Genomic DNA, 26952 nt, shown 5'->3' with positions numbered 1-26952 from the left:
AGATTGTTCGGGCGCCCCTGCGGGGCGCAAAGCGCGAAGGCGCTAAGAGCTTAGACTTTTGGCTGCGGAGCAGCTCTCTCACGCCGCGTTTGAGATGTCTTCCGATCGCGCGCGTCAGGCCAGACATCTTCGCGTCTTCGCGCCTTGCGCCCCGCAGGGGCGCACAAAAATCACTTCTTCTAGAACCTAAGCCCCAGCCGCCGTCAGACGATCAAGCTGATCCTTCGACAACGCCACGTCCCACGCACCGGTCAATTCACGCAACTGCTCGACGCTCGTCGCACTCGCGATCGGCGCAGTCACGCCCTCCTGCGCCATCAGCCACGCCAGTGCGATCTGGGCGAGGCTCGCACCCGTTTCGTCAGCGACCGCGTCCATCGCGGCGAGGACGTCGGCGCCCTTGCCGTTCAGCAGCTCGCCCATCCGCCCGCCGCGGACGCTCTTCCCCAGGTCCGCCTCCGATCGGTATTTACCGGTCAGGAAGCCCGAAGCGAGCCCGTAATAGGGCAGCACCGCGATGTTCTGGGTAATGCAGTAATTCTCCAGCTCGCCCTCGAACGTGGTCCGGCTGACGAGATTATATTCGGGCTGCAGCACGTGATAATGCGGTAGGCCGTGGTCACGCGCGATGTCGTTGGCCGATTTCAACCGCGCGGCGTGGAAATTGGAGGCACCCACGACGCGGACCTTGCCGGCGTCGACCAGCTTGCCAAAGGCTTCCAGCACATCGGCCTGGGGCACGGACTCATCATCCTGATGCGCATAATAGAGATCGATGTGGTCGGTCTGAAGCCGCGCGAGCGATGCCTCGACCGCCGCAGCGATGTGTGACGGTGCCAGCTTCTCTCCGCCCTCGCCCGGCAGCATCCCGACCTTGGTCGCGATCTGCACCTGGTCGCGCTTGCCCGATTGCTTCAGCCAGCGGCCGATCACGCTTTCCGATTCGCCGCCCTGATGCCCCGGCACCCACGCCGAGTAGACGTCGGCGGTGTCGATCATCGTGCCGCCCGCATCGACAAACGCGTCGAGCACGGCAAAGCTGGTCGTCTCGTCCGCCGTCCAGCCGAACACATTGCCGCCCAGCACCAGCGGGGCGATCTCCAGCTCGGTGCTCCCAAGCTTGCGCGGAGTCATTGGCGGTTTCCCGGCTCGATCACGTGATTCAGGTCGATCGCGTTGGCGTCGAGCATCGCCGCGGCCTCGTTCAACTCCTGCGCCTCGCTCGCCGTCAGACCGCCGGGGTCGGCGACCTGATCCGAACCGCAGCCGACCATCGTCAGAACGGCTGGCAGAGCGAGAACGAGGCGCAGGCGTCGCATCATTAGTCGCGGATGGCGTTGCCCGCGCGAACCATGGCGTTGCCGGTCGCATCGGCCGCGTCGTCGAGCGCACGGCCCGTGGCGTCGGCGGCACGATCGGCACCGTTCGCGATCCGGTCGCCGGTGCGATCGAGTGCGGCGCCGGCGCGATCGGCGCCATTCTCTGCCGAACGCATCGCATCGTCGGTCGCGGCTTCGACGTCGTCGCCCGCTTCGCGCATCGTCGCATTGGCGTCGGCGGTCGCGTTATCGACGTCGTTGGCCATCGACTGCTGCGTCTGGTCGCTGCATGCGCCCAAGCCCAGACCGGCGGCGAGCACCAGCGGAAGCACGATCTTTTTCATCTCAAGGACATCCCTTTCTGTTTGAACTGACGTTACGCAACGCAGGCGAAACGAAAAGGGTGCGTCGCTGCGATCGATTGACCGCATATAAAGATTTCTTTATATGATGCGGCGCGATGACCGCTGCCCTCGACATCTTCCGCGCGCTTGCCGACGCGACCCGTCTGCGCATCCTGTCGCTGGTGCGCACGATGGAGCTGTCGGTCGGCGAACTGGCGCAGGTGCTGGGGCAAAGCCAGCCGCGCGTCAGCCGGCATGTGAAGATCCTGGGCGATGCCGGGCTGACGCAGCGGCGCAAGGAGGGCAGCTGGGTGTTCGTCGCGCTGGGCGAGCCGGCCCGCGTGTCGCCGGTTCTCGCGGCGCTCGACGCCTGGAATGCGAACGAGACCGATCACTGGGCGATCGCCGACAGCGCGCGGCTGGCCGCCGTCCGCGCCGACCGCGCCGCCGCTGCGGCAACCTGGTTCGAGGAGCATGCCGGGGAATGGGACGCGATCCGCTCGCTCCATATCGCCGAGGAACAGGTGGAGGCGGCGATCGACGCCGTGCTTGGCCCCGCCCCGCTCGGCCGGATCGTCGATATCGGGACGGGCACGGGCCGCATGCTCGAATTGTTCGCCCCGCGCGCCAGCCGGGCGCTGGGAATCGACCGTTCGTCGGAAATGCTGCGGCTCGCCCGCGGCAAGCTGGCCGAGCAGGGGAACGCCGAGCTGCGCCAGGCCGATCTCTATGCGTTGCCGCTCGATGACGGCGACAGCGATCTGGCCATCCTGCACCATGTCCTGCACTTCGCCGAAGCGCCGGGCGCGGCGATTGCGGAGGCCGCGCGCGTGCTCGACGGCGGTGGCCGGCTGCTGATCGCCGATTTCGACGCGCACGACCGCGAGGATCTGCGCACCCGCGACGCGCATGTGCGCCTGGGCTTTTCCGACGAACAGATGCTCGGCTGGTTCACCGCAGCCGGCCTGTCGCCGGTGCGGATCGAGACGCTGCTGGGCGGCGAACTGACCGTCAAACTTTGGCTGGCGCGCAAGGTCGCGCCCGCGACTACAGGAGTGAAGGCCGCGTGAAGGCAAGTCTGGGAGCGATGGAGGAAGCGCGTCGTGCACTCGATGCGCCGCTGTTCGCCGACGTGGCGGGCGACGCCGCCGTCAGTTTCGAATTCTTTCCGCCCAAGACCGAGAAGATGGATGCGACCCTGTGGGAGTCGATCGAGACGCTCAGTCCCCTCGGCCCCCGGTTCGTCTCGGTCACCTATGGTGCCGGCGGCACGACGCGCGAGCGTACCCACACCACCGTCGCCCGTATCGCGCGCGAGACGACCATCCCGGTCGCCGCGCACCTGACCTGCGTCGAGGCGACATGCGACGAGATCGATGCGGTCGCGAACGCCTATTGGAACGCAGGCGTCCGGCACATCGTCGCGTTGCGCGGCGACCCGCCGACGCCGGGCGCGAAGTTCCAGTCGCCCGAGGGTGGCTATGCCAATGCGGCCGCGCTGGTCGCGGGCCTGCGCAAGCTGCACCCGTTCGAGATTTCGGTCGCCGCCTACCCCGAATGCCACCCGGATTCGGCCGATGCCGCTTCCGATATCGACAATCTGAAGCGCAAGATCGATGCCGGCGCGACGCGAGCGATCACGCAATTCTTCTTCGAACCCGAAACCTTCTTTCGTTTCCGCGATGCCGCCGCGGCCGCGGGCATCTCGGCGGAGATCGTGCCCGGCATCATGCCGGTCATGAGCTTCGCTGCGGTTCAGAAGATGTCGGCGATGTGCGGCACCGACGTGCCCGCCTGGATGGGGCGGCTGTTCGAGGGGCTGGACGACCACCCCGCCGCGCGCCAGCTGGTCGCCGCCACGGTCGCCGCCGAGCTGTGCCGCAAACTCTACGCGGGCGGTGAGCGCGCGTTCCATTTCTACACGCTCAACCGGGCGGAGCTGAGCTACGCGATCTGTCACCTGCTGGGGCTTCGGCCGCAGGCGGTGGCGCGGGCCGAGGCGGCGTGACACAGGCTCCTCCCCGCTCGCGGGGAGGGGGACCAGCCGAAGGCTGGTGGAGGGGGCTCTCCACCAGCGACAGACTTTGTGGAGAGCCCCCTCCACCGCTCTGCGAGCGGTCCCCCTCCCCGTGCCGGGGAGGATCGAGAGAGACGACATGACTCCCCGCCAGCAACTGCTCGAACAGGCCGCACAGCGTATCCTCGTCATCGACGGTGCGTTCGGCACCGAAATCCAGAACTGGAAACTCTCCGAAGCCGATTACGCCGGCACCCTCGCGCTCGGCCACGACCAGAAGGGCAACAACGACATTCTGGCGCTGACCAAGCCCGAGGTACCGGGCGCGATCCACCGCGCCTATTTCGAGGCAGGCGCCGACATCGCCGAGACGAACACGTTCAGCGCCAACCGTATCAGCCAGGCCGACTATGGCGCCGAGCATCTGGTGCGCGAGATCAACGTCGAGAGCGCGAGGCTCGCCCGATCCATCGCCGACGAATTCGCCGCGAAGGATGGCCGCCCGCGCTTCGTGGCGGGCGCGATCGGGCCGACCAACAAGACGCTGTCGCTGAGCCCCGACGTCAACGACCCGGGCTATCGCGAGATCGACTTCGACTATCTGAAGGACGTCTATCGCGAGCAGGTCGACGCGCTGATCGAGGGCGGCGCCGACTTCATCCTGATCGAAACCGTGTTCGACACGCTGAACGCCAAGGCCGGGATCATGGCGGTGCTGGAGGCGGGCCAGGCGCTGGGCCGCGACGTGCCGATCATGCTGTCGATGACGCTGACCGACCTGTCGGGCCGCAACCTCAGCGGCCACACGGTCGAGGCGTTCTGGCACGCGGTGCGCCATGCCAAGCCGCTGACGATCGGGCTCAACTGCTCGTTCGGCGCGGAGCAGCTGCGCCCGCATGTGAAGACGCTGTCGGCAATGGCCGATACGCTCATCATGGTCTATCCCAACGCCGGCCTGCCGAACGAACTCGGCGCCTATGACGAAGCGCCGCAGACGACCGCGGGGCTGGTCAAGGAATGGGCCGACGGCGGGCAGGTCAACATCCTGGGCGGCTGCTGCGGGTCGACCCCGGCGCATATCGAGGCGATCGCGGATGCGGTGCGGGGGCTGCCGCCGCGGGCGATGCCGGTACCGGAGGTGCGGACGCGGCTGGCGGGCCTCGAGCCGTTCACGATGGCGGCGTGAATATTATCCTCCCCTGGAAGGGGAGGTGGCTGGCCGAAGGCCAGACGGAGGGGTGTCCCCCTCTCGATAGCGTTACACCCCTCCGTCATCGCTGACGCGATGACACCTCCCCTTTCAGGGAAGGATCGAAGAGCAGAACGAAGATGACGACCCAATCCTCCACCAACTTCGTCAACGTCGGCGAGCGCACGAACGTCACCGGCTCGGCCGCGTTCAAGAAGCTCATCATGGCCGGCGACTACACCAAGGCCGTCGAGGTCGCGCGCCAGCAGGTCGAGAACGGCGCGCAGGTGATCGACGTCAACATGGACGAGGGGCTGCTCGACGCCCACGTCGCGATGACGACCTTCCTGAAGCTGATCGCCGCCGAACCCGACATCGCGCGAGTGCCGGTGATGATCGATTCATCGAAGTGGGACGTGATCGAAGCCGGCCTCAAATGCGTGTCGGGCAAGCCGATCGTCAATTCGATCAGCATGAAGGAAGGCGTCGACCAGTTCCTGGACCATGCCCGCAAATGCATGAACTATGGCGCCGCGGTCGTCGTGATGGCGTTCGACGAGGTCGGCCAGGCCGACACCAAGGAGCGCAAGGTCGAGATCTGCGAGCGCGCCTATAATCTGCTGATGGGCATCGGCTTCCCGCCCGAAGACATCATCTTCGACCCCAATGTTTTCGCGGTCGCGACGGGCATCGAGGAACACAACAACTACGGCGTCGACTTCATCGAGGCGACGCGGGAGATCAAGGCGCGCTGCCCGCACGTCCATATCTCGGGCGGTCTGTCGAACCTGTCGTTCAGCTTCCGCGGCAACGAACCCGTGCGCCGCGCGATGCACAGCGTGTTCCTGTACCACGCCATCCCTGCGGGCATGGACATGGCGATCGTCAACGCCGGCCAGCTCGACATCTACGACCAGATCGACCCGACCTTACGCACCGCGTGCGAGGACGTGATCCTCAACCGTGACCCGGACGCCGGCGAGCGGCTGGTGGCGCTGGCCGAACGCTTCCGCGGGACCGATGCGGTTGCCGAAAAGCAGGCCGCCGAGTGGCGCAGCTTCGATGTGCGCAAGCGGCTCGAATATGCGCTGGTCAAGGGCATCGACGCCCATGTCGTCGAGGATACCGAAGAGATGCGGCAGGCGATGAACCGCCCGATCGAAGTGATCGAAGGCCCGCTGATGGACGGCATGAACGTCGTCGGCGACCTGTTCGGGTCGGGCAAGATGTTCCTGCCGCAGGTCGTGAAGTCGGCGCGCGTGATGAAGAAGGCGGTCGCCCACCTGCTGCCCTTCATCGAGGCGGCGAAGGAGCCCGGCGCCAAGGGCAAGGGCAAGGTCATCATGGCCACCGTCAAGGGCGACGTCCACGACATCGGCAAGAACATCGTCGGCGTCGTGCTCCAGTGCAACGGCTTCGAAGTCGTCGACCTGGGGGTCATGGTGCCCTGGTCGAAGATCCTGGAGGCGGCGAACGAGAACGACGCCGACATGATCGGGCTCTCGGGGCTCATCACGCCGTCGCTGGACGAGATGGTAACGGTGGCCGAGGAAATGCAGCGCGCCGACATGACGATGCCGCTGCTGATCGGTGGTGCGACGACGTCGAAGGTCCACACCGCGCTGCGCATCGCGCCCGCGTACAAGGGCCCGGTCGTCCATGTCCTCGACGCTAGCCGCGCAGTCGGTGTCGCGACCACCCTCGTCAGCGACACGATCCGCGACGAATTCGTGGCGAAGACCGACGCCGACTACGCCGCCGTCCGCGCCGCGCGCGAGGGCAAGGGACAGAACGACCTGCTGCCGCTCGCAAAGGCGCGCGCCAACGGCTTCAAGGCCGATTTCAGCCAGAAGCCCGCCGCCCCCGTGAAGCCCGGCATCCACGTCTTCCGCGACTGGGACCTCAGCGACCTGCGCGACTATATCGACTGGACGCCGTTCTTCCGCGCCTGGGAACTCGCCGGCACCTTCCCCGCGATCCTCGAAGACGAGATCGTCGGGGAGAGCGCCAAGTCGCTCTATGCCGACGCGCAGGCGATGCTCGACAGGATCATTGCCGAGAAGTGGCTGACCGCGCGCGGCGTTGCGGGGCTGTGGCCCTGCGCGCGCTATGAGGACGACGTCGTCGTCGACCTGAAGGGCGACTTCAACGCCGACGAACTGCGCGGCTTCGACATGCTGAACCTGGTCGAGGGCACCGACATCGTCCGCCTGCCCTTCCTGCGCCAGCAGATCGCCAAGCGCGAGGGTCGGCCGAACATGTGCCTGGCGGATTTCATCGACGAAAAGGGCGACTGGATCGGCGGCTTCGCGGTCAGCATCCACGGCATCGAGCCGCACCTGGCGCGGTTTAAGGCGGCGATCGACGATTATTCGGACATTTTGCTCAAAGCCCTGGCCGACCGCCTGGCCGAAGCTTTCGCCGAACGGCTGCACCTTCATGTCCGCACCGACCTGTGGGGCTATGCGGCCGGGGAGCAACTGACCAACGAGGCGCTGATCCGCGAGCAATATCGCGGCATCCGCCCGGCGCCGGGCTATCCGGCGTGCCCCGAGCACAGCCTGAAGGTGACGCTGTTCGACATGCTCGATGCGCATCACGCAACGGGCGCCAGCCTGACCGAGAGCTTCGCGATGCTGCCGACCGCGGCGGTCAGCGGCTTCTACTTCGGGCACCCTGAGGCGGCCTATTTCGGCGTCGCGCGAATCGGCGAGGACCAGCTGGCCGACTATGCCGCGCGCAAGGGGATCGACGTGGCGCAGGCGACGCGACTGCTACGGCCGAATCTGGACTGAGCCAATTCCCCCCCGAGCTTGTCTCGGGGAGGGGGACCAGCCGTCAGGCTGGTGGAGGGGCCTGCGATGCGCCCGGTAGGGCTGGAATGCCCCTCCACCGGCTTCGCCAGTCCCCCTCCCCCAGACAAGCTAGGGGGATGATTAAAATCGTATCACCGCGCCGGCGGTAACCACCCCAGGTCGAGCCCCGCATAGCGGTCGACGTAATTCGCCGACCGTGCCAGCGCGCGTTCGTCGCGGATGGTCATGCGACCGCCCTCGCGGGCGATCAGCCCGTCTTCTTCCAGCTGGCGCAGCATGCGATTGACGTGCACCGCGGTCAGGCCGGTCGCATCGCCGATCTCTTCCTGCGTCAGTCCCAGCGGATAGCTGTCGACGACGGCCGGATCGCCCGCGCGGAGCCGATTACGTATGTCGAGCACCAGCGCCGCCACCCGCGCCTTCGCCGACGTCCGCCCCAGCGCCGCCAGCCGGTCGGTCAGTGCGACCCGCTCGACCTGGTTGAGCGCCAGGATCAGCGCGGCGATGCGGGGGTGCTCCTCGAACAGGCGGCTGAGCGCGGCGCGGTCGAAGGTGCAGACCTCCGCGTCCGTCAGCGCCGCGATCGTTTCCGGCGACGTCGCATAGATCATGCCCGGCACGCCGATCATGTCGCCGCGGAAATGAAACCGCAGGATCTGCCGGCTGCCGTCGTCGAGCAGGACATAGCTCATCAACATGCCGCGACGGACGATGTACAGGTCGGTCCCGCGCTCGTTTTCGCGTTGCAGGACCGCGCCGCGACGCAGCTCGCGCGGTCGTTCCTCCAGCCGCCCCAGAGCGACGATTTCCGCTGGCGTCAGCCGAACCTGCGCAGCCAATACTTCGGCGAAACAACTCGCAGGCACGTGAAAAAGCCCCCTTTACCCCTGGTCACCTTGCAAAGCAGCGCCGGGACTTCAGCGCATTAAAGTCGATCAAGCGTCGGGCGGGCGGGCGCGCACGACGCTTGCCAGAGGACTTCGGTGCGATAGAAGCGCGAGCATGGATCGTATCGTCATTCGCGGCGGCAACCCCCTGAAGGGCCGCATCCTCATTTCGGGCGCCAAGAATTCGGCGCTCACCCTGATGCCCTGCGCGCTGCTGACCGACGAGCCGCTGACGCTGCGGAACCTGCCGCGGCTGGCCGACGTCGACGGCTTCGGCCACCTCCTCAACCAACTTGGCGCCTCGACCGCGATCGAGGGGACGCGACCGGAGGATTTCGGTCGGGTGATGACGATCCGCGCCGGCCAGCTGACCTCGTCGGAGGCGCCGTACGATATCGTGCGCAAGATGCGCGCATCGATCCTGGTGCTCGGCCCCATCCTGGCGCGCAAGGGCGAGGCGCGCGTGTCGCTGCCCGGCGGCTGCGCGATCGGCAATCGCCCGATCGACCTGCACCTGAAGGCACTGGAGGCATTGGGGGCGGAGCTGGAGATGTCGGCGGGCTACGTCACCGCGCGCGCGCCCGGCGGACGGCTGGCCGGCGGCCGCTTCCGCTTCCCCGTGGTGTCGGTCGGCGCGACCGAGAACGCGCTGATGGCCGCCGCGACCGCGCGCGGCACCAGCGTGCTGGAGAACGCCGCGCGCGAGCCCGAGATCGTCGATCTCTGCCGCCTGCTGGTCGCGATGGGCGCGTCGATCGACGGAATCGGGACCGAGACGCTGACGATCGAGGGCCGCGACCGGCTGCACGGCGCGACCTATGCCGTGATGCCCGACCGGATCGAGGCGGGCAGCTATGCCTGCGCCGCGGCCATTACCGGCGGCCAGGTCGAGCTGGTCGGGGCGGATGCGAACGACATGGCCGCGACGCTGAGTGCGCTGGCCGATGCGGGCGTCGTCATCGAGCTGAAGAAGGGCGCGATCGGCATCACCGCGCCGGGCACGCTGCGCCCGCTGACGCTGTCGACCGCCCCCTTCCCGGGCTTCGCGACCGACATGCAGGCGCAGTTCATGGCGATGCTGACCAAGGCCGACGGCGCGTCGATGCTGACCGAGACGATCTTCGAGAACCGCTACATGCATGTGCCCGAACTGGCGCGGATGGGGGCGGATATCTCGGTTTCGGGCCGGTCGGCGGTGGTCCGCGGCGTCGACCGTCTGGCGGGTGCGCCGGTGATGGCGACCGACCTGCGCGCGTCGATGAGCCTGATCATCGCGGGGCTCGCGGCGGAAGGCGAGACGTCGGTCAGCCGTGTCTACCACCTCGACCGCGGCTATGAGCGGTTGGAGGAGAAACTGAGCGCGGTGGGCGCGGATATCGAGCGGTTGGGGGATGGGTAAGCACTAAAATCCTCCCCAGAATGGGGAGGGGGACCGGCGAAGCCGGTGGAGGGGCATGCCAATCGATCGGTAGCGAGGGGAATGCCCCTCCACCACGCCCTGCGGGCGCGGTCCCCCTCCCCCAGACAAGCTGGGGGAGGAATCAGCTCACCCCCCCACCGTAATCACGCTCTCGCTTTTGCCGCCGCCGACGTCCTTCGTCGTCAGGCGGAACGCCTTCCCGTCCTCGGTCGTGCCCGACAGGTCGTTGCCATTCGCCTTCAGCGAGAAGCCTTCGCTGGCGAGGCGTCCCTGGAACCAGTCGCGAACCGCGGCCGTGCCGACGGGACTCGTGAAATTGACCTTCACCCCGCCGTTTCCGTTGTTCCCCGACACGTCCATGTTCGTGATCTTCGATCCCTCGGGCAGCTTCACCCCATTCAACGTGAAGTCGCCGGCATCCAGCTGCACCTTGGGCAGGTCGATGTTCGCCTTGAAGCCCGGCAGGTCGACCGCGACTTTGCCGTCCTTGCCCAGGTTCGCGGAGAAACCATTGCCGTCGCCGCCCTTGATCGAGATCTGGGTGCCTTCGTCGCCGTTCGCGCCGTCGTTCGATCCGCAGCCAACCAGCAGCAGCGCGCTGCCAAGGATCAGCAAGGTCCGCATCGATCACACTCCTGTATTACCTATCCAACACACGTAAGCAACGCTTGGACCCGCGTCAACGTTTCGTGGTTGACCCCGGTGTCCGCTGCGGCGCAACAAAGGAAGATGGCCAGCCTTCCCCCCATCGCGAATAATGCGGATGTCCGCTTCCTCGGCAAACTTTTGGGCGACGTGATCCGCGCCTATGGTGGCGAGGCACTGTTCAAGCGCATCGAATATATTCGCGCGACCAGCGTCGATCGCGCGCGCGGCGTGGCCGGCGCCGACGCGATCGACCCGGGGCTGGAGCGGCTGAGCCTCGATGAGACGCTCGATTTCACCCGCGGCTTCATGCTGTTCTCGATGCTCGCCAATCTGGCCGAGGACCGGCAGGGCGTCGCAGCCGAACAGGGTGCCGACGTCGCCCACGCGCTGGACCGGCTCGCAAAGGAAGGCGTCGATCGTGTCGCCATCCTCGCGCTATTGGCGGATGCGCTGATCGCGCCGGTGCTGACCGCGCACCCGACCGAAGTCCGCCGCAAGTCGATGATCGACCATCGCAACACCATCGCCGAGCTGATGGCGCTGAAGGACCGCGGGCTGGACGAGACGGCCGACGGCGACCGTATCGACGACGCGATCCTGCGCCAGATCGCGCTGCTGTGGCAGACCCGCGTCCTGCGTCGCGAGCGGCTGTACGTCGCCGACGAGGTGGAAACCGCGCTCAGCTACCTGCGCGACGTCTTCCTGCCCGCCCTCCCCGCACTCTATGCGCGCTGGGACCGGGCGCTGGGCGAGCGGGTGCCCTCGTTCCTGCGCCCGGGCACCTGGATCGGCGGCGACCGCGACGGCAACCCGTTCGTCACCGCCGATTCGCTGCGCCTTGCCCTGGGTCGCGCAGCGGAGGCGGTGCTCGGCCATTATCTGGACAAGGTCCATGCGCTGGGCGCTGAACTGTCGATCTCGACCGAGCATAGCGATGTCGCCGAGGGTGTGCTGGCGCTGGCGATCCAGAGCGGCGACGAGGCGAAGAGCCGCGAAGACGAACCCTATCGCCGCGCGCTGTCGGGCATCTACGCCCGCCTCGCCGCGACGCATCTCGCGCTCACCGGCAAGCCTGCGCCGCGACCCGGCGCGCTCAAAGGCGAGCCCTATGCCGATCCGGCCGCCTTCCGCGCCGACCTCGCCGCCATTGCGCATGGGCTGTCGGGGACGGACCATGGCCCGCTCTCGTCGGGCGGCAAGCTCGGGCGCCTGATCCGCGCCGTCGAGACGTTCGGCTTCCACCTCGCCACGCTCGACCTCCGCCAGAACAGCGCCGTCCATGAACGCGTCGTCGCCGAACTGCTGAAGGCGGGCGGCGTATGCGACGATTATGCAAGTCTGGACGAGGACGCCCGCGTCGCCTTGCTGCGCGCCGAGCTCGCTAGCCCACGCCCGCTGACCAGCCCCTATGCGACCTATTCCGACGAGACGGCGTCCGAACTCGCGATCGTCCACGCGGCGGCCGAAGCGCAGGCGAAATATGGTCGCGCCTGCATCCGCCAGTATATCGTGTCGATGGGCCAGTCGGTGTCCGACCTGCTCGAAATCCATCTGCTGCTGAAGGAGGCGGGACTGTACGTCCCCGGCGAGCAGCCACAGGCGCACATCATGGCGGTGCCGCTGTTCGAGACGGTCGCCGATCTCGAACGCGCGCCGGGGATCATGCGCGCGTGGCTGGCGCTGCCCGAAGTCGCGGCGATCGCTGCGGAACGCGGCGTGCAGGAAGTCATGATCGGCTATTCCGATTCGAATAAGGACGGCGGCTATCTGACCTCGACCTGGCAGCTGTCTAAGGGCTCGTCGGCGCTGGCCCCGGTGTTCGAGGAGGCGGGCATCCGCATGCAATTGTTCCACGGCCGCGGCGGCGCGGTCGGGCGGGGTGGCGGGTCATCGTTCCAAGCGATCCAGGCGCAGCCCGCCGGCACCGTCCAAGGCCACATCCGCGTCACCGAACAGGGCGAGATCATCGCCGCCAAATATGGCACGCGCGCCAGTGCGATGACGAATCTGGAGGCGATGGCCTCCGCGACGCTTCTCGCCAGCCTCGCTCCCGCCGAACTGCCCCCCGCCGACAAGGCGCGGTTCGAAGCGGCGATGGACGAACTCAGCGACACCGCGTTCAAGGCCTATCGCGATCTCGTCTACGGTACCGAGGGCTTCCGCACCTATTTCCGCCAGGCGACGCCGATCGCGGAAATTTCGGGCCTCAAGATCGGATCGCGCCCCGCCAGCCGCAAGAAATCGGACGCGATCGAGGATCTGCGCGCGATCCCCTGGGTCTTCAGCTGGGCGCAGGCGCGGGTGATGCTGCCGGGCTGGTACGGCGTCGGCCAGGCGCTCGAAGCGTTCGGCGACAAGGGACTGCTGCGGGAAATGGCGGCGAGCTGGCCGCTGTTCCAGTCGACGCTCGGCAACCTCGAACAGGTGCTGGCAAAGTCCGACATGGGGATTGCAGCGCGCTACGCCGCGCTGGTCGAGGACCGCGCACTGGCCGACGACGTGTTCCCCCGGATCAGATCAGCTTGGCAGACGACGCACGACGGCCTGCTGGGCGTGACGCGGCAGACGCGGTTGCTCGAAAAGCACCCGAATCTCGAGACGTCGATCCGGTTGCGGCTGCCGTACATTGAGCCGCTCAACCTGTTGCAGATCGAATTGTTGAAGCGTCACCGTGCGGGCGAAAGCGATCCGCGGATCGGCGAAGGCATCCTGCTGTCGATCAACGCGATCGCGACGGCGCTGCGGAATAGCGGCTGACCGTCCGAGCCCCCTCCCTGGACAGGGAGGGGGTTGGGGGTGGGTCGACCGCCCCAGGCGGCGCCGCCCGTGGAGAGGCACCCACCCCCCGGCCCTTCCCTTACAGGGGGGAGCAGCCCCGCCCACCCATTCGCATCCCCGCGAAGGCGGGGATATAGTCTGGCTGAACTCAGTGAGCTTCACGTCCTTCAGCGACTATTGATCCCCGCCTTCGCGGGGATGACGATGGTGGGCGCGGGGATGACGATAGTGGGCGCGGGGATGACGAGCGGGTGCAGTGCAGCGGGACTAGCGCTCCCCCACGCCCGCGCGTAAGGGCGCGGCATGACGACCAAGACGGTTTCGGACAGCAACGCACCGACCATCGAGTCGGTCGAACAACTCTATGCCAGCTTCGCCCGCGGCGAAAAGCCGAAGGAGCGGTGGCGGATCGGGACCGAGCACGAGAAGTTCGTCTATAAGATCGACGACCACCGCGCGCCGTCCTACGACGAACCCGGCGGCATCCGCGACCTGCTCGCCGAGCTCGAACAATTCGGCTGGAAACCGGTGTACGAGGGCGGCAAGGTCATTGCCCTCACCGGCGAGGACGGCTCGGTCAGCCTGGAGCCCGCGGGCCAGTTCGAGCTGTCGGGCGCGCCGCTCGACAACCTCCACCAGACCTGCGCCGAAACCGGCCGCCACCTGAAACAGGTGAAGGCGGTCGGCGAGAAGCTCGGCATCGGTTTCCTGGGTCTCGGCATGTGGCCCGACAAGACGCGCGACGCCCTGCCGCGGATGCCCAAGGGCCGCTATGGCATCATGCTGAATCACATGCCGCGCGTGGGCTCGCTCGGTCTCGACATGATGCTGCGGACCTGCACGATCCAGACGAACCTGGATTATGCGTCCGAAGCCGACATGGCGAAGAAGTTCCGCGTCAGCCTGGCGCTCCAGCCGCTCGGCACCGCGTTGTTCGCCAATTCGCCCTTCACCGAAGGCAAGCCGAACGGGTTCCTCAGCTTCCGCAGCCATATCTGGTCGGACACCGACCCGCACCGCACCGGCATGCTGCCGTTCGTGTTCGAGGACGGCTTCGGCTACGAACGCTACGCCGAATACGCGCTCGATGTGCCGATGTACTTCGTCTACCGCGACGGGACGTATATCGACGCCGCGGGCCTCAGCTTCCGCGACTTCCTCGATGGCAAGCTGTCGGTCCTGCCCGGCGAGCGCCCGACGATGGACGACTGGAACGACCATCTGTCGACCGCTTTCCCCGAAGTGCGGCTGAAGACCTTCCTCGAGATGCGCGGTGCCGACGGGGGCCCGTGGGATCGCATCTGCGCGCTGCCGGCGCTCTGGGTCGGGCTGCTGTATGACGACGCCGCACTCGATGCCGCGTGGGACCTGGTCAGGGACTGGTCGATGGAGGAACGCGAGACGCTGCGGTCGTCGGTGCCCAAGCTCGCGCTCGACGCGCCGATCCGTGGCGGCACGCTGAAGGACATCGCGGGCGAAGTGCTCGACATCGCCACCGCCGGCCTGTCGGCCCGCGCGCGGTTGAACGGCGCGGGCGACAGCGAGGCGGGCTTCCTCGATCCGCTCCGCGAAATCGTCCGGTCGGGGAAGGTGCCCGCGCAGCTCTTGCTCGATCGCTACCACGGGGATTGGAACGGTGACGTCGCCCGCGTGTACGACGAGTATAGCTACTGATCCGCGCGCGAGCCCTGATTGCCACGCCCCTGCTCGCCGCCGCCTTTCCGGCGCGCGCGCAGCAGGTCGACGACGCGCAGGCGTGGTGGCAGCTGAACGGCGTCGTGCCGATCAGCAAGAAGGTGCGCCTGACCGTCGAACAGATCATGCGCATCAGCGACCGGCAGGGCGGGCTTTACCAGACCGAGGTCGGGACGTTGCTCGGCTACCGGCTGGACGATCATGTCGAGCTCGGCTTCGGCTATCGCCGCGTCGGCGGGCATAACCGCCAGCGCGACACCGACGAGGATCGCATTCGCCAGCACGTGGTCGTCAACTTCGGCCGCTTCACGGGACGGTTCCGCGTCGACGAACGATTCCGCGACGATCGGCCGGGCGTCGGCATCCGCATCCGCCCGCTGCTGCGCTACAATCTGCCTGTCGGGCGCGCGAAGGGCCTGGCCGTGTTCTACAGCCACGAAAGCTTCTACATGCCCAATTCGACGGTGTGGGGACAGCGCAAGGGCTATGAGCGGATGCGCAACATCATCGGTCTTGCGCTGCCGATCGCCAAGGGCGTGAGCGCCGACATCGGCTACCTCAACCAATACCGCCTCGCCCGCGGCACATCCCCCGCGACGATGGAACATGCACTGACGGTGCAGATGACACTGAGCATGAAGGCGCATTCGGCACCGAAGGTGGACGACTGAACCCGACATGCTCCCGCGCAGGCGGGAGCCCAGCGTTGCGGAGGTTAGCCCGTGCGGCTCTAGGCTCCCGCCTGCGCGGGATCACGGCCGGTGAGCTTGGCAAGCATTCGCGGCACCAGCCCGCGCCGCATCATCCAGTCGCTGTACGCAACGTACGCCGTGTCTTCGCCCAGATGCCGCTCCTCGGTCTTTGCGCGCCACCAGTAAACGCCACTGACGACGGCCATGATCGCCGTATTGCGCACGCCGTCGCCAAGCGAACCGGTGGTGACCAGGAACGGCAGCGTCGACAGCCACCAGAAGATGTTCTTGGACAGATACGCCGGATGCCGGCTGAAGGCATAAGGCCCATGGGTCAGGATGCCGCGGTGCGTCAGGTTGGAGAAGCGCAAGCCAAACGCGATCGTCGCCCAAGCGTAGACAGCGGTCAGCGCGACCAGCACCGCGCCCATCGCCGCCAGCAGCAGCGGATGGCCCTGCAGCCAATAGACCCAATCCGCGGTGCCCGGATGGTAATCGAGCGGCCCACCCGCGCTCATCAGGATGAACGGCGGATAGCAGATCAGCGCCGCCGCCCAGCCTTGCACATATGGTTGCGCGCTGCGGATATGCGCATCGAGCACCCGGAACGTCAGCATATAGCCCACGGTCGCGAACATCACGTCGACGACGAACATCAGCGTGATCAGCCACTTGGCCAGCGCCACCGGATCGCGCGCGAGGGCCGCCGGGTCGGCGCGCACGAACTCGACGAACCCGCCCGGCACGACGCCGAGCATGAAGGCGAGGAAAAACCCCTTCACGCCCCAAGCCCGCAGATGCGCATAGATTATTTCGCGGTCGGGGGCGGCGTCCTTCAGGTCGAGCAGCCACGCGCCGAGCGCCCACGCCCCGTCGCGCGGGTCGATCAGGTAGCGATCCATCCAGAGCACCCACGGCACCGACAGGGCGACCAGCACCGGCGCGGCATAGGTCAGGCAGGCAATGGCGAACCCGAACGTCCCGTCGCCGTAGAAACGGAACGTCGCATAGACCGCCGCGATCATCGCCCAGGTTGCCCACAGCCCGGCGAGCTTGGTCAGGCTGATGGCGAGCATGTCCTTGAGCGGGCGGGGGTTGGCCCAGCCGATCCCGGTCGAAGCGCGGCGGTGAACCTTGTCGACGACGAGCGACCAGACGATCATCGGCACCGCACACGCGCCGAGCGCGGTCAGTGCGGCGAACGGTCCGTCCATGCCGTAGTGCACGGCCAACGCGATCCAGCCGAGCAACCCCGCTAGGCCGGCGAACCCGACGCCCGACGAAACCGCCGACGCCGGGCGCGGGTCGGCGATCGCCTTGGCGAGGGCGGGGTCGTGATACATGGGCGTCGGAGTAGCGGGTATTGGTTAACAGCCTCCCTCTCCCCTTCAGGGGAGAGGGTCAGGGAGAGGGGCATAGCCGCACGCGAAGGTCTCGGTGAGACACCTGCCCCTCTCCCAACCCTCTCCCCTGAAGGGGAGAGGGCTACCCCCTGTGCAACAGCCCCTTTACCTCCTGCCCCCGCCCCCTTACGCATCCGCCATCCTCCCCTCTTCCCAAAGGGTTGCCATGAACCGCACGATCGCTCTCGCCGCGCTTTTCCTCAGCACGACTGCCGCCACGGCGCAGGTCCGCAACAGCCAGCCGGCGGCGACCGCGCCGTTCACGACCCGCATCCCCGAAGCGCGCGACATTGCCTATCCGGGCGTCATCGACCTCAATGTCGATGCGACCAACATCGGCCAGGGCATCTACCGCGTGAAGCAGCGCGTGCCCGTCGCGCAGGCGGGTCCGCTGACGTTGCTCATGCCCGCCTGGCTGCCCGGCAAACATGCTGCCCGCGGCGAAATCGAGAAGCTGGCGGGGCTGAAGATCACCGCGAACGGCAAGACGCTGCCGTGGACGCGCGATCCGGTCGACGTCTACGCCTTTCACGTCGATGTGCCCTCGGGCGCGAAGGCGGTCGACCTCGAATTCCAGTTCCTCGGCGCGACCGCGGGCAACCAGGGGCGTATCTCGATCGCGCCCAATATGCTGAACCTGCAGTTCGAACAGGTCAGCCTGTACCCGGCCGGCTATTACACCCGCCGCATTCCGATCCAGGCGACCGTCAAGTACCCCGCCGGCTGGACCGCCGCCTCGGGCCTGCCGAGCCGCGCGACGGGCTCGACCTATGCCTATCAGCAGACCGACTATGAGACGCTGATCGACTCGCCGGTGTTCGCCGGGCGCTATTTCAAGCGCTGGGAGCTGAGCCCGCGCGTCGGGCTGAACGTCGTTGCCGATTCACCCGACGAGCTCGAAGCCAAGCCCGACCAGATCGACAAGCACAAGGCGCTGGTCGACCAGGCCGTGAAGCTGTTCGGCGCCCAGCATTACGACAAGTACGAGTTTCTGCTGGCGATCACCGATGAAATGGGCGGGATCGGCCTGGAGCATCACCGCTCCTCGGAGAACGGCGTCGATCCGGGCTATTTCAAGTCGTGGGCGGATGCCGTCGGCGACCGCGACCTGTTGCCGCACGAATTCACCCATAGCTGGAACGGCAAGTTCCGCCGCGGCGCCGACCTGTGGACGCCCGATTTCAAGACGCCGATGCGCGACAATCTGCTGTGGGTCTACGAAGGCCAGACGCAGTTCTGGGGCCTGATCCTTGGCGGCCGCTCGGGCATGCTCAGCAAGGACGAAGTGCTCGACAACCTCGCCATCTGGGCCGCGGGTCAGGATCTGACCAAGGGCCGCCAGTGGCGCCCGCTGGTCGACACCACCCATGATCCGATCATTTCGTCGCGCCGGCCCAAGGGCTGGCTGAACTGGCAGCGCAACGAGGATTATTACGTCGGCGGCGCGCTCGTCTGGCTGGAGGCGGATGCGATCATCCGCGAACGGACCGGCGGCGCCAAATCGATGGACGATTTCGCCCGCGCCTTCTTCGGCATGCGTGACGGCGATTGGGGCACGCTCACCTATACGTTCGACGACGTCGCCCGGACGCTGAACGACGTGACGCCCTATGACTGGGCGACCTTCCTGAAGGAACGCGTCTATCAGGTGAACCCGGCGACGACGACCGCGGGTATCACGCGGAACGGGTACCGCCTCGTCTATACCGACACGCCGAACGCGGTCGCCAAGTCGGGCGAGAAGTCGTCGAAGTCGGCCAGTTTCGCCTTTTCGCTGGGCATGACGGTGGCCAGCGACGGCGCGGTTCGATCGGTGATCTGGGATTCACCGGCGTTCAATGCGGGCATGGACGTATCGACCACGATCGTCGCGGTGAACGGCGATGCCTATTCGGCCGAGAAGCTGAAGGCGGCGGTGACCGCGGCCAAGTCGTCGAAGGACCCGATCAAGCTGCTGGTCAGGAACGACGGCAAGTTCCGCGAAGTCGCACTCGACTATCACGAGGGGCTGCGCTACCCGCGCCTCGAAAAGGTGGGCACGGGCGAAACCGGCCTGGATCGCCTGATCGCGGCACGATAATTCGTCGCCCTCACCCTTCCCACCGCCTGACGGCGGCGGGCCCCTTCCCTCTCTCATCGGGAGAGGGAGGGAGCGGCAAAGCCGCGGAAGGGTGAGGGCGATCATAACAGGGAAGAGACAGACATGCGGATCGACCTGATCCCCGTGGGCGATGACCCGCCCAACAGCCTGAACGTGATCATCGAAGTGCCGGTCGGCGGCGAACCGGTGAAGTACGAATTCGACAAGGCGTCCGGCGCACTGTTCGTCGATCGCATCCTGCACACGCCGATGCGTTATCCGGCGAACTACGGCTTCGTCCCGCACACGCTGTCGCCCGACGGCGATCCGCTCGATGCCCTGGTCATTGCCCGCTCGCCCTTCGTCCCGGGCTGTGTCGTGCGCGCGCGACCCATCGGCGTGCTGAACCTGGAAGACGAAGCCGGCGGCGACGAAAAGCTCGTCTGCGTGCCGGTCGACACGACCTTCCCTTACTATTCGGACGTCGGCGAACGGCAGGACCTGCCCTCGATCATCTTCCAGCAGATCGAGCATTTCTTCACCCATTATAAGGATCTCGAAAAGGAGAAGTGGGTGCGGATCGGCAAATGGGGCGACGCCGCCGAAGCCCGCCGCATCACGATCGAAGCGATCGATCGGTACAACAGCGACAAGGACGCTGCGAAGGCATCGGTCGACGCCACCGGCGTGGATACGCCGCAGGGTTAAAACAAATCTCCTCCCCGCTCGCGGGGAGCGAGACCGCCGCGAAGCGGTGGTGGAGGAGGGCCAAGACTCCCGACCCCAAATTTCGTCATCCCCGCGAAGGGGCACCCCGCAAAGTCATACTTTGTGGGGACCCCGGGGGCGAGAATCCATTCTGGCTGAACGACGTGAGACTCACTGACTTCAGCGATTTTGGATTCCCGCCTCCGCGGAATGACGGTTTTTGGAGTTCAGTCCTTCTTCGGCTTCCGCGCCTTCTTCGGCGCCCGCAGGCCCGCCTCCAGCCCCAACCGCGCCCAGCGCAGCATCGCGTCGGGATCGTCGAATACATCGTCCGGAGCGCGGCGATAATTCATCGAACTCACCCGCCCATCGTCGAAGGTGAAGGTGAAGCGATCCGCCCCCTCGGCGTCCCAAACACGATCGCTCACCGCATCGGCCTTGAAGCGAAGCACGCCGTCCGAGGTCAGGATCGCGAAGACCTGTCCATCCAGGTACAGCGTCGCTCCACCCATCATCGCCCGTTTGCTAAGCGTGCCCAGCGGCGCCGTGCACTCCGCGATCCAGTCGATCAGGCCCTCATCGATCGCCATCAGTGGCCGCTCGTCAGTTTCAGACCCGCGATGCACGCGACCGCGCCCAGGATCAGCAGCAGCCGCACCGGCGTGGCCGCTTCGCCGAACCAGACGATCCCGATGACCACCGTCCCCAGCGCACCAATGCCCGTCCACACCGCATAGGCCGTCCCCATCGGGATCGACCGCGAGGCAAGTTCGAGCAACGCCATCGACAGCGTGACGCTGACGAGGAAACCGATCGTCCAGGGCACATTGCGAAACCCGTCGGCGTACCGCAGGCAGGTGGTGAACCCGACCTCGAACAATCCGCCCAGGATCAGCCAGGCCCAGGCCATTACAGGTGCTCCATCAGGCGCGCCCGGCCAGCCGCGGCAGCGCGTCGCCCGACACGCGGTACGTCCGCCACTCGTCCATCGGCACCGCGCCCTTCGACAGATAGAAGTTTATCGCATTCTCGTTCCAGTCGAGCACCGCCCATTCGAACCGCGTGCATCCCCGATCGACCGCAATGCCGGCAAGGTGGGTGAGCAACGCCGCGCCCACGCCCTTCCCGCGCGCTTCGGGCGTGACGTAAAGATCTTCCAGATACAGTCCGCGCCAGCCGGTCCAGGTCGAAAAGTTGAAGAAGTACAGCGCCATGCCCGCCGGCACACCGTCGATCTCGGCAATGATCGCATAGGCGGCGGGCTGGGCGGAAAACAGCGCGTCGGCCAACAGGTCTTCGGTCGCGACGACCTTGTCGGCGGCGCGTTCGAATTCGGCGAGTTCGCGGACGAACCGCAGGATGGTCGGCACGTCGTCGCGTGCGGCGGGGCGCAGGGTCACACTCATGGCAGCGACCTTAGGCACGCCGCGCCGCAAGGTGAAGCCGGCCCGGACGTCGCCGGGCCGGCCGAACAGGTCAGGCGTCGACTTTCGCGAGCGCCTGGATCAGCGCGTCGTTGAACGCCGGGATGTCGTCGGGGTTACGGCTGGTGATCAGGTTGCCGTCGACGACGACCTCCTGATCCACCACGTCTGCGCCCGCATTTTCCAGGTCGGTGCGGATCGATGGCCACGACGTCATCGTCTTACCCTCGATCACATCGGCTTCGGCGAGCAGCCAGGGGCCGTGGCAGATCGACGCGACGATCTTGTGGTCATCCATGAACTCGCCGACGATTTCGACCGCGCGCTCGTTCATGCGCAGCTTGTCGGGATTGGCGACGCCGCCGGGCAGCAGCAGCGCGTCATAGTCGTCGACGTTGACGTCATCGACCGTCAGGTCGGGCGTGATCGTATCCGCCGGTTCGCTGTCGTTCTGCACGCCCTGGATCGGATCGGTCTTCAGGCTGGCGAGCGTGACCTCCGCCCCGGCGTCGAGCAGCGCCTGGCGCGGCTTGAACAGTTCGCTGTTCTCGAAACCGTCGGTTGCGATGATCAGCACCTTGGTCTGCGAAAGATCGGGCATGGGGCGTTCTCCTAATGAAAATCAGGCCCTTAACCCGTGGGCTACCGGGCCGTTCCGGAACGGATCGATAGCCCGGGCATTCTTTGAGCCGTTGCGAGGAAGGAACGAAACGCCGTGGGCCGGATCGTCTATTGCGATGACAGCATGCCGGGCATCACCCGCAAGAAGATCGGTCGCGCCTGGGGGTATTTCGACGCCGACGGCAACCGCATCACCGACCGCGACGAGATCGACCGGCTGAATGCGATCGGCCTGCCGCCGGCGTACCGCGACGCGTGGTTCTGTCCCAAGCCCAATGGCCATATCCAGGCGATCGGCTGGGACGAGAAGGGTCGGAAGCAATATCGCTATCACCTGGATTTCCGCGCCAAGCAGGAACTGGCGAAATATGAGGGCTGCGCGCGCTTCGGCGAAAAACTGCCCAAGCTGCGGATGCGCGTCGAGGCCGATCTGAACTTGCGCAAGCTCAGCCGCGAGCGCGCCGTGGCGGCGGTCGTCCGCCTGCTCGACCTGGGCCACATCCGTGTGGGCAACGAGGGCTATGCGCGGACGAACAAGAGCTTCGGCGCCACCACCCTGCGCTGCCGCCACGCCAAGGTCGAGGGATCGAAGCTCAAGCTGAAGTTCCGTGCCAAATCGGGCAAGGAAAAGGTGATGAGCGTCACCGACCGGTCCCTGAGCCGGTTCGTGAAGACCTGTCACGACCTGCCCGGTCAGCACCTGTTCCAGTGGCTAGACGAAGAGGGCGAGGCCCATCCCGTCTCGTCGAGCGACGTCAACGAATATATCCGCGAGGCGATGGACGCCGAATTCACCGCCAAGCATTTTCGCACCTGGGGCGCCAGCGTCCTGGCGTTCGAAGCGCTGGTGACTGCGGACAAGGACATCGGCATCAAGGCGATGCTGGAGCCGGTGACCGAGGCGTTGGGCAACACGCCTGCCATCGCCCGCAAATCCTATGTCCACCCGTTGCTGGTGGAAATCGCAAAGGACGGTGACCAGGCGGCGTTGCGGGCCCGCCCGCTACCGCGCGCGACGCAACACCTCAGCCGGATCGAACGCGGCTTGATCGCGCTGCTCGACAGCGACACCAAGGCCAAACGCGAGCTGAAGCTGGCGGCCTGACAATTACGGCGTAGACTATGAGCAATGTGACGAAGGCGGTGGAGAAATCTGCCGACAAGGCGGCCCTCAACAGCGACATCGCGCAAGCACACGTCCGCAGCCTGTGGAGCGACGGCGTCGTCTGGGTCCAGACCAACTGGCTGCAGATCGCCATCGCGCTGGGCATCGGCACGGCGATCGTCGTGCTGCTGATGCTCGCGCGACGCATGGGGCGCAAATTGTGCGATCGGCCGAATTGGGTCGGCGGCTGGGGTGTCGTCTTCGGCCGCGCCGTGTCGAAGACCAGCAACTTCTTCATCGTGATGGTCGCGGCACGCCTGGTGCAGGGCTATGCCGCAACGCCGCCGGCGGTCGGCAACACCATCACCTTCCTGTTCACCGTCGCCACCGTCGTCCAAGCCGCGATCTGGGCGCGCGAACTGATCCTGGGCGGGATCGAACACCGCATGACGGGCCAGGATCACGCGACCCTGGGCAGTGCGTTCGGCCTGATTCGCCTGCTCGTCACCTTCGCACTGTTTGCCATCGCGCTGATCGTCGTGCTCGACAACCTCGGGGTGAACGTGACCGGTCTGGTCGCCGGGTTGGGGGTCGGCGGTATCGCGATCGGCTTGGCGGCGCAGGGTATCTTCGCCGACCTGTTCGCAGCGCTTGCGATCATCTTCGACAAACCGTTTCGCGTCGGCGACGCGATTTCCTACGACCAGTCGTCGGGCACGGTGGAAGGCATCGGGCTGAAATCCACGCGGATCCGCGGGATCATGGGCGAACAGCGGATCATTTCGAACAAGACGCTGCTCGACAAGGAAATCCAGAACAACACCGCTCGCGATCATCGCCGCATTAATTTCGCGATCGGCCTGATCTATCAGACCTCGCCCGAGGATTGCCGGCGCGTGCCCGATCTGTTGCGGAGCATCATCGAGGAACGCGAGTTGCTGTTCGTCCGGGCCGGCTTCGTCGGGTTCGGCGCGTCGAGCCTCGACTTCGAAGTCGAATTCGACAGTCCGGCACCCGATTTCCAGGCGGCCTATGACGCGCGGCACGCCATCGGCCTCGAAATCCTGCACCGCTTCAACCGGGAAGGGCTGGAGTTCGCCTATCCCACCCAGACCACGTTCACCGCCGCACCGGACGGGACGATGGTGTTGCCCTATCCGTCGGCGGTGACGCTCGATTCGCCGGGTGAGGGCAAAGCTTCGAATATTGGGTTCGGTCCCACGCCGTAGCGGAAAGCGCCTGTTTTGAAGGTGGGGCTTGCCGAGCGCCCCCTGCCCCGCGTAGAAGACGCCGTGTCAGGAGAGGCGCGGTGACGACGATCAGCATCGAGGAACGGGCCCGCCAGGTGGGCAGGACCGATGTGTCCGAATGGATCGACGTCACACAGGTAATGATCGATAAGTTTGCCGACGCCACCGGCGATCATCAGTTCATCCACACCGACCCCAAACGTGCCGCGCAAACCCCGTTCGGCGGCACCATCGCGCACGGTTTCCTCACGCTGTCGCTGATGCCGTTGCTGGCATCGAAGACCGCTGCGCCCGAGATCGCGGGCGTACGGATGGGGGTGAACTACGGCGGCAACAAGGTGCGCTTCCTGACGCCGGTCCGCTCCGGTGCGCGCGTTCGCGGCCATTTCACGTTGCTGGAACTGGTCGAAAAGCGACCCGGACAGTGGCAACAGACATCCGAATTTTCGGTCGAGATCGAAGGCCAGGACAAGCCCGCGCTCATCGCCGAATGGATCAGCCAGATTTTCGTTTGAGAGGATAAAGCCCATGCGTTCCGCCGTCATCGTCTCCACCGCCCGCACGCCGATCGGCCGCGCCTACCGCGGGGCGTTCAACAACCTGCCGTCGCCGACGCTTGCCAGCCACGCGATCAAGGCCGCGGTCGAGCGCGCGAAGATCGACGGCGCGGAAGTCGACGACGTCGTGTTCGGCTCGGCGCTGCAGCAGGGCAGCCAGGCCGGCAACATCGCGCGCAACGCGCTGCTGCGTGCCGGCTTGCCGAACACCGTCTCGGGCATGTCGCTCGATCGCCAGTGCGCGAGCGGCCTGATGGCGATCGCGACCGCGGCCAAGGAGATCGTGATCGACAATATGGACATCGCCATCGGCGGCGGCGTGGAGAGCATCTCGCTCGTCCAGACCCCGCAGATGCGGGTCAATCCGGACCCCGAACTGCTGGCGATGGTGCCCGACATCTACATGCCGATGCTGCAGACCGCCGAAATCGTCGGCAAGCGCTACGGCATCGACCGCGATCGCTGCGACGAATATGCCCTTCAGTCGCAGCAGCGCACCGCCGCTGCACAGGCCGCCGGCAAGTTCGATGACGAGATCGTCCCCGTCACCGCGACGATGAACGTGGTGAACAAGGAGACGAAGGAAGTCTCGACCAAGGAAGTGACGCTGTCGAAGGACGAGGGCAACCGCGCCGATACGACGCTGGAGGGACTGAAGTCGCTGAACCCGGTGCTGCCCGAGGGCTCGGTCACCGCGGGCAACGCCTCGCAGCTGTCGGACGGCGCCTCGGCCAGCGTGCTGATGGAAGAGTCGCTGGCGGCAAAGCGCGGGCTGACGCCGCTCGGCCGCTATGTCGGCATGGCGGTCGCCGGGACCAAGCCCGACGAGATGGGCATCGGCCCGGTCTATGCGATCCCCAAGCTGCTCGAACGCTTCAACCTGAAGATGGACGACATCGGCCTGTGGGAACTGAACGAGGCGTTCGCGGTGCAGGTGCTCTACTGCGCCGACACGCTCGGCATCCCGAACGAGCTGCTGAACGTCAACGGCGGATCGATCTCGATCGGTCACCCCTACGGCATGACCGGTGCCCGCTGCACCGGCCACGCGCTGATCGAGGGCAAGCGCCGCGGTGCGAAGTATGTCGTCGTGACGATGTGCGTCGGCGGCGGCATGGGTGCCGCCGGTCTGTTCGAGGTGCTGTGAGGTTGAAAATCTTGGCCGGTTGGGCTAAGTAAAGGGCTCTGCGAGAGTCATTGCTCTTTCGATCTGGGCTCCAACCGTGGCAGCGGTTGGAGCCCAAAATCGTTTGGGGCCCGGCTGGCAGGCCGAGCCCCGCCCGTGTGCTACCTGTTACGCGCCACTTCGATGATCTTCACGACCAAGGTTGCGAAGGCGAAGAGCGTGCCCAGGATCAGGCACATTTCTGCGATCGCCATGTCTGCTCCTTCAATCTGACGGCAGAATTGCCGTCACCGGCATGATGCCAGAACGGCCGGTCGCCGCAACCAACCCCCGTCCCCCTCGTTTCGCTTACGAAATCCCTTTCGAACAGGAGCAGACGATGGCCGAGAAGACCGACGACCAGATCAAGCGCGACATGTGGAAGAAGATGGCCGACAGTCCCTTCCTGATGGTCGGCCTGACGGATGAGAAGCAGCATCACGAACCGTTGACGGCGCAGTTGGACGAGGATCAGGTCGACACGCTGTGGTTCTTCGTCGGCAAGGACAATCGCGTGGCCAAGGGCGGCGCGGCGATGGCGCAGTTCGTGTCGAAGGGGCATGACTTCTTCGCCTGCCTGTCGGGCACGATCACACAGGACAAGGATCCGGCGATGATCGACAAGCTGTGGAACAAGCAGGTCGAGGCCTGGTTCGAAGGCGGCAAGGACGATCCGAACCTGACCCTCGTGCGCCTCGACATCGACAGCGCCGAACTGTGGGAAACCGACCTGTCGCTCAGCGGCCGCGTGAAGATGCTGTTCGGCGGCTCGATCAAGGCCGGTGAAGCCGGTAGTCATGCCAAGGTCGAGACGACCGCAGCCTGACGTTTCCG

At 66.2% G+C, this 26952-nt stretch carries 25 protein-coding genes; 15 read left to right on the top strand and 10 right to left on the bottom strand.

From position 1 onward, the window contains the following. Positions 1–186 precede the first annotated feature (186 nt). The 3 genes from JW805_02170 to JW805_02160 are packed head-to-tail and all read right to left on the bottom strand — an operon-like array spanning position 187 to position 1663. Positions 187–1134 carry an aldo/keto reductase gene (locus tag JW805_02170; protein ID MBN2970823.1) on the bottom strand — a complete coding sequence of 316 codons (948 nt, stop codon included), beginning with the start codon at positions 1132–1134 and terminating at the stop codon, positions 187–189. Then, positions 1131–1319 carry a hypothetical protein gene (locus tag JW805_02165; GenBank protein MBN2970822.1) on the bottom strand — a complete coding sequence of 63 codons (189 nt, stop codon included), beginning with the start codon at positions 1317–1319 and terminating at the stop codon, positions 1131–1133. The genes JW805_02170 and JW805_02165 overlap by 4 nt, the downstream gene beginning before the upstream one ends. 2 nt (positions 1320–1321) lie before the next feature. After that, positions 1322–1663: a hypothetical protein gene (locus JW805_02160; protein ID MBN2970821.1), complete on the bottom strand. Its 342-nt coding sequence runs from the start codon at positions 1661–1663 to the stop codon at positions 1322–1324. 116 nt (positions 1664–1779) lie between these two features. Here JW805_02160 and JW805_02155 point away from each other — a divergent pair, with 116 nt between their 5' ends. From JW805_02155 to metH, 4 genes are all read left to right on the top strand, one after another. Beyond that, positions 1780–2733 (top strand): metalloregulator ArsR/SmtB family transcription factor, encoded by a 954-nt coding sequence (locus JW805_02155; protein ID MBN2970820.1) that lies wholly within the window; start codon positions 1780–1782, stop codon positions 2731–2733. A gap of 17 nt (positions 2734–2750) precedes the next feature. Beyond that, the gene (gene metF, locus JW805_02150) at positions 2751–3671 is read left to right on the top strand and encodes a methylenetetrahydrofolate reductase [NAD(P)H] (GenBank protein ID MBN2970819.1); all 921 of its coding nucleotides are present in this window, start codon (positions 2751–2753) and stop codon (positions 3669–3671) included. Positions 3672–3819: 148 nt separating this feature from the next. Then, positions 3820–4866 carry a homocysteine S-methyltransferase family protein gene (locus tag JW805_02145; GenBank protein ID MBN2970818.1) on the top strand — a complete coding sequence of 349 codons (1047 nt, stop codon included), beginning with the start codon at positions 3820–3822 and terminating at the stop codon, positions 4864–4866. Positions 4867–5009: 143 nt separating this feature from the next. Next, entirely contained in the window at positions 5010–7664 is a 2655-nt protein-coding gene (gene metH, locus JW805_02140; GenBank protein MBN2970817.1) for a methionine synthase, read from the top strand. A gap of 152 nt (positions 7665–7816) precedes the next feature. On the opposite strand, the gene JW805_02135 is transcribed toward metH, so the two are convergent. Next, positions 7817–8551 (bottom strand): Crp/Fnr family transcriptional regulator, encoded by a 735-nt coding sequence (locus JW805_02135; protein ID MBN2970816.1) that lies wholly within the window; start codon positions 8549–8551, stop codon positions 7817–7819. A 136-nt stretch (positions 8552–8687) separates the two neighbouring features. On the opposite strand from JW805_02135, the gene murA reads away from it, so the two are divergent. Continuing rightward, positions 8688–9971: a UDP-N-acetylglucosamine 1-carboxyvinyltransferase gene (murA, locus tag JW805_02130; GenBank protein MBN2970815.1), complete on the top strand. Its 1284-nt coding sequence runs from the start codon at positions 8688–8690 to the stop codon at positions 9969–9971. A gap of 147 nt (positions 9972–10118) precedes the next feature. Here the strand turns inward: murA and JW805_02125 are convergent, their stop codons facing one another. Then, a complete protein-coding gene (locus JW805_02125; GenBank protein MBN2970814.1) occupies positions 10119–10616 on the bottom strand; it encodes a hypothetical protein in 498 nt (165 codons plus the stop codon). A 105-nt stretch (positions 10617–10721) separates the two neighbouring features. Between JW805_02125 and ppc the strand changes: the two genes are divergently transcribed. The 3 genes from ppc to JW805_02110 all read left to right on the top strand — a co-directional run bounded on the left by ppc (position 10722) and on the right by JW805_02110 (position 15784). After that, a complete protein-coding gene (gene ppc, locus JW805_02120; GenBank protein MBN2970813.1) occupies positions 10722–13397 on the top strand; it encodes a phosphoenolpyruvate carboxylase in 2676 nt (891 codons plus the stop codon). Positions 13398–13721: 324 nt separating this feature from the next. Further along, positions 13722–15092 carry a glutamate--cysteine ligase gene (locus JW805_02115; protein MBN2970812.1) on the top strand — a complete coding sequence of 457 codons (1371 nt, stop codon included), beginning with the start codon at positions 13722–13724 and terminating at the stop codon, positions 15090–15092. Positions 15093–15196: 104 nt separating this feature from the next. Further along, positions 15197–15784, top strand: coding sequence for a DUF2490 domain-containing protein (locus JW805_02110; protein ID MBN2970811.1), 588 nt, complete (start codon positions 15197–15199; stop codon positions 15782–15784). 59 nt (positions 15785–15843) lie between these two features. Here the strand turns inward: JW805_02110 and JW805_02105 are convergent, their stop codons facing one another. Next, complete coding sequence (locus JW805_02105; GenBank protein ID MBN2970810.1) at positions 15844–17148, bottom strand: hypothetical protein; 1305 nt, start codon at positions 17146–17148, stop codon at positions 15844–15846. Between the two features lie 226 nt (positions 17149–17374). Between JW805_02105 and JW805_02100 the strand changes: the two genes are divergently transcribed. Further along, positions 17375–19288, top strand: a complete 1914-nt coding sequence (locus JW805_02100; GenBank protein ID MBN2970809.1) for a M61 family metallopeptidase — start codon at positions 17375–17377, stop codon at positions 19286–19288. Positions 19289–19411: 123 nt separating this feature from the next. Further along, positions 19412–19996: an inorganic diphosphatase gene (gene ppa / locus JW805_02095; GenBank protein MBN2970808.1), complete on the top strand. Its 585-nt coding sequence runs from the start codon at positions 19412–19414 to the stop codon at positions 19994–19996. A gap of 227 nt (positions 19997–20223) precedes the next feature. On the opposite strand, the gene JW805_02090 is transcribed toward ppa, so the two are convergent. The 4 genes from JW805_02090 to JW805_02075 all read right to left on the bottom strand — a co-directional run bounded on the left by JW805_02090 (position 20224) and on the right by JW805_02075 (position 22021). Beyond that, complete coding sequence (locus JW805_02090) at positions 20224–20586, bottom strand: TfoX/Sxy family protein (GenBank protein ID MBN2970807.1); 363 nt, start codon at positions 20584–20586, stop codon at positions 20224–20226. Continuing rightward, on the bottom strand, positions 20586–20906 hold the full coding sequence (locus JW805_02085; GenBank protein ID MBN2970806.1) for a multidrug efflux SMR transporter: 321 nt from the start codon (positions 20904–20906) through the stop codon (positions 20586–20588). Before JW805_02085 ends, JW805_02090 begins: the two co-directional genes overlap by 1 nt. 13 nt (positions 20907–20919) lie before the next feature. Next, a complete protein-coding gene (locus tag JW805_02080; protein ID MBN2970805.1) occupies positions 20920–21402 on the bottom strand; it encodes a GNAT family N-acetyltransferase in 483 nt (160 codons plus the stop codon). Positions 21403–21472: 70 nt separating this feature from the next. Beyond that, positions 21473–22021, bottom strand: a complete 549-nt coding sequence (locus JW805_02075) for a type 1 glutamine amidotransferase (GenBank protein ID MBN2970804.1) — start codon at positions 22019–22021, stop codon at positions 21473–21475. Between the two features lie 144 nt (positions 22022–22165). Between JW805_02075 and JW805_02070 the strand changes: the two genes are divergently transcribed. The 5 genes from JW805_02070 to JW805_02050 all read left to right on the top strand — a co-directional run bounded on the left by JW805_02070 (position 22166) and on the right by JW805_02050 (position 26944). Further along, complete coding sequence (locus tag JW805_02070; GenBank protein MBN2970803.1) at positions 22166–23146, top strand: DNA topoisomerase IB; 981 nt, start codon at positions 22166–22168, stop codon at positions 23144–23146. Between the two features lie 17 nt (positions 23147–23163). Beyond that, complete coding sequence (locus JW805_02065; protein ID MBN2970802.1) at positions 23164–24375, top strand: mechanosensitive ion channel; 1212 nt, start codon at positions 23164–23166, stop codon at positions 24373–24375. Between the two features lie 161 nt (positions 24376–24536). Next, positions 24537–24911: a MaoC family dehydratase gene (locus JW805_02060; GenBank protein ID MBN2970801.1), complete on the top strand. Its 375-nt coding sequence runs from the start codon at positions 24537–24539 to the stop codon at positions 24909–24911. Positions 24912–24924: 13 nt separating this feature from the next. Beyond that, complete coding sequence (locus JW805_02055) at positions 24925–26100, top strand: acetyl-CoA C-acyltransferase (GenBank protein ID MBN2970800.1); 1176 nt, start codon at positions 24925–24927, stop codon at positions 26098–26100. Between the two features lie 358 nt (positions 26101–26458). Next, positions 26459–26944 carry a pyridoxamine 5'-phosphate oxidase family protein gene (locus JW805_02050; GenBank protein MBN2970799.1) on the top strand — a complete coding sequence of 162 codons (486 nt, stop codon included), beginning with the start codon at positions 26459–26461 and terminating at the stop codon, positions 26942–26944. Positions 26945–26952 lie beyond the last annotated feature (8 nt).

The organism is Roseomonas aeriglobus (genome assembly GCA_016937575.1).
Taxonomy (GTDB): Bacteria; Pseudomonadota; Alphaproteobacteria; order Sphingomonadales; family Sphingomonadaceae; genus Sphingomonas; species Sphingomonas aerigloba.
This window is presented reverse-complemented; position numbering and strand designations above follow the sequence as displayed.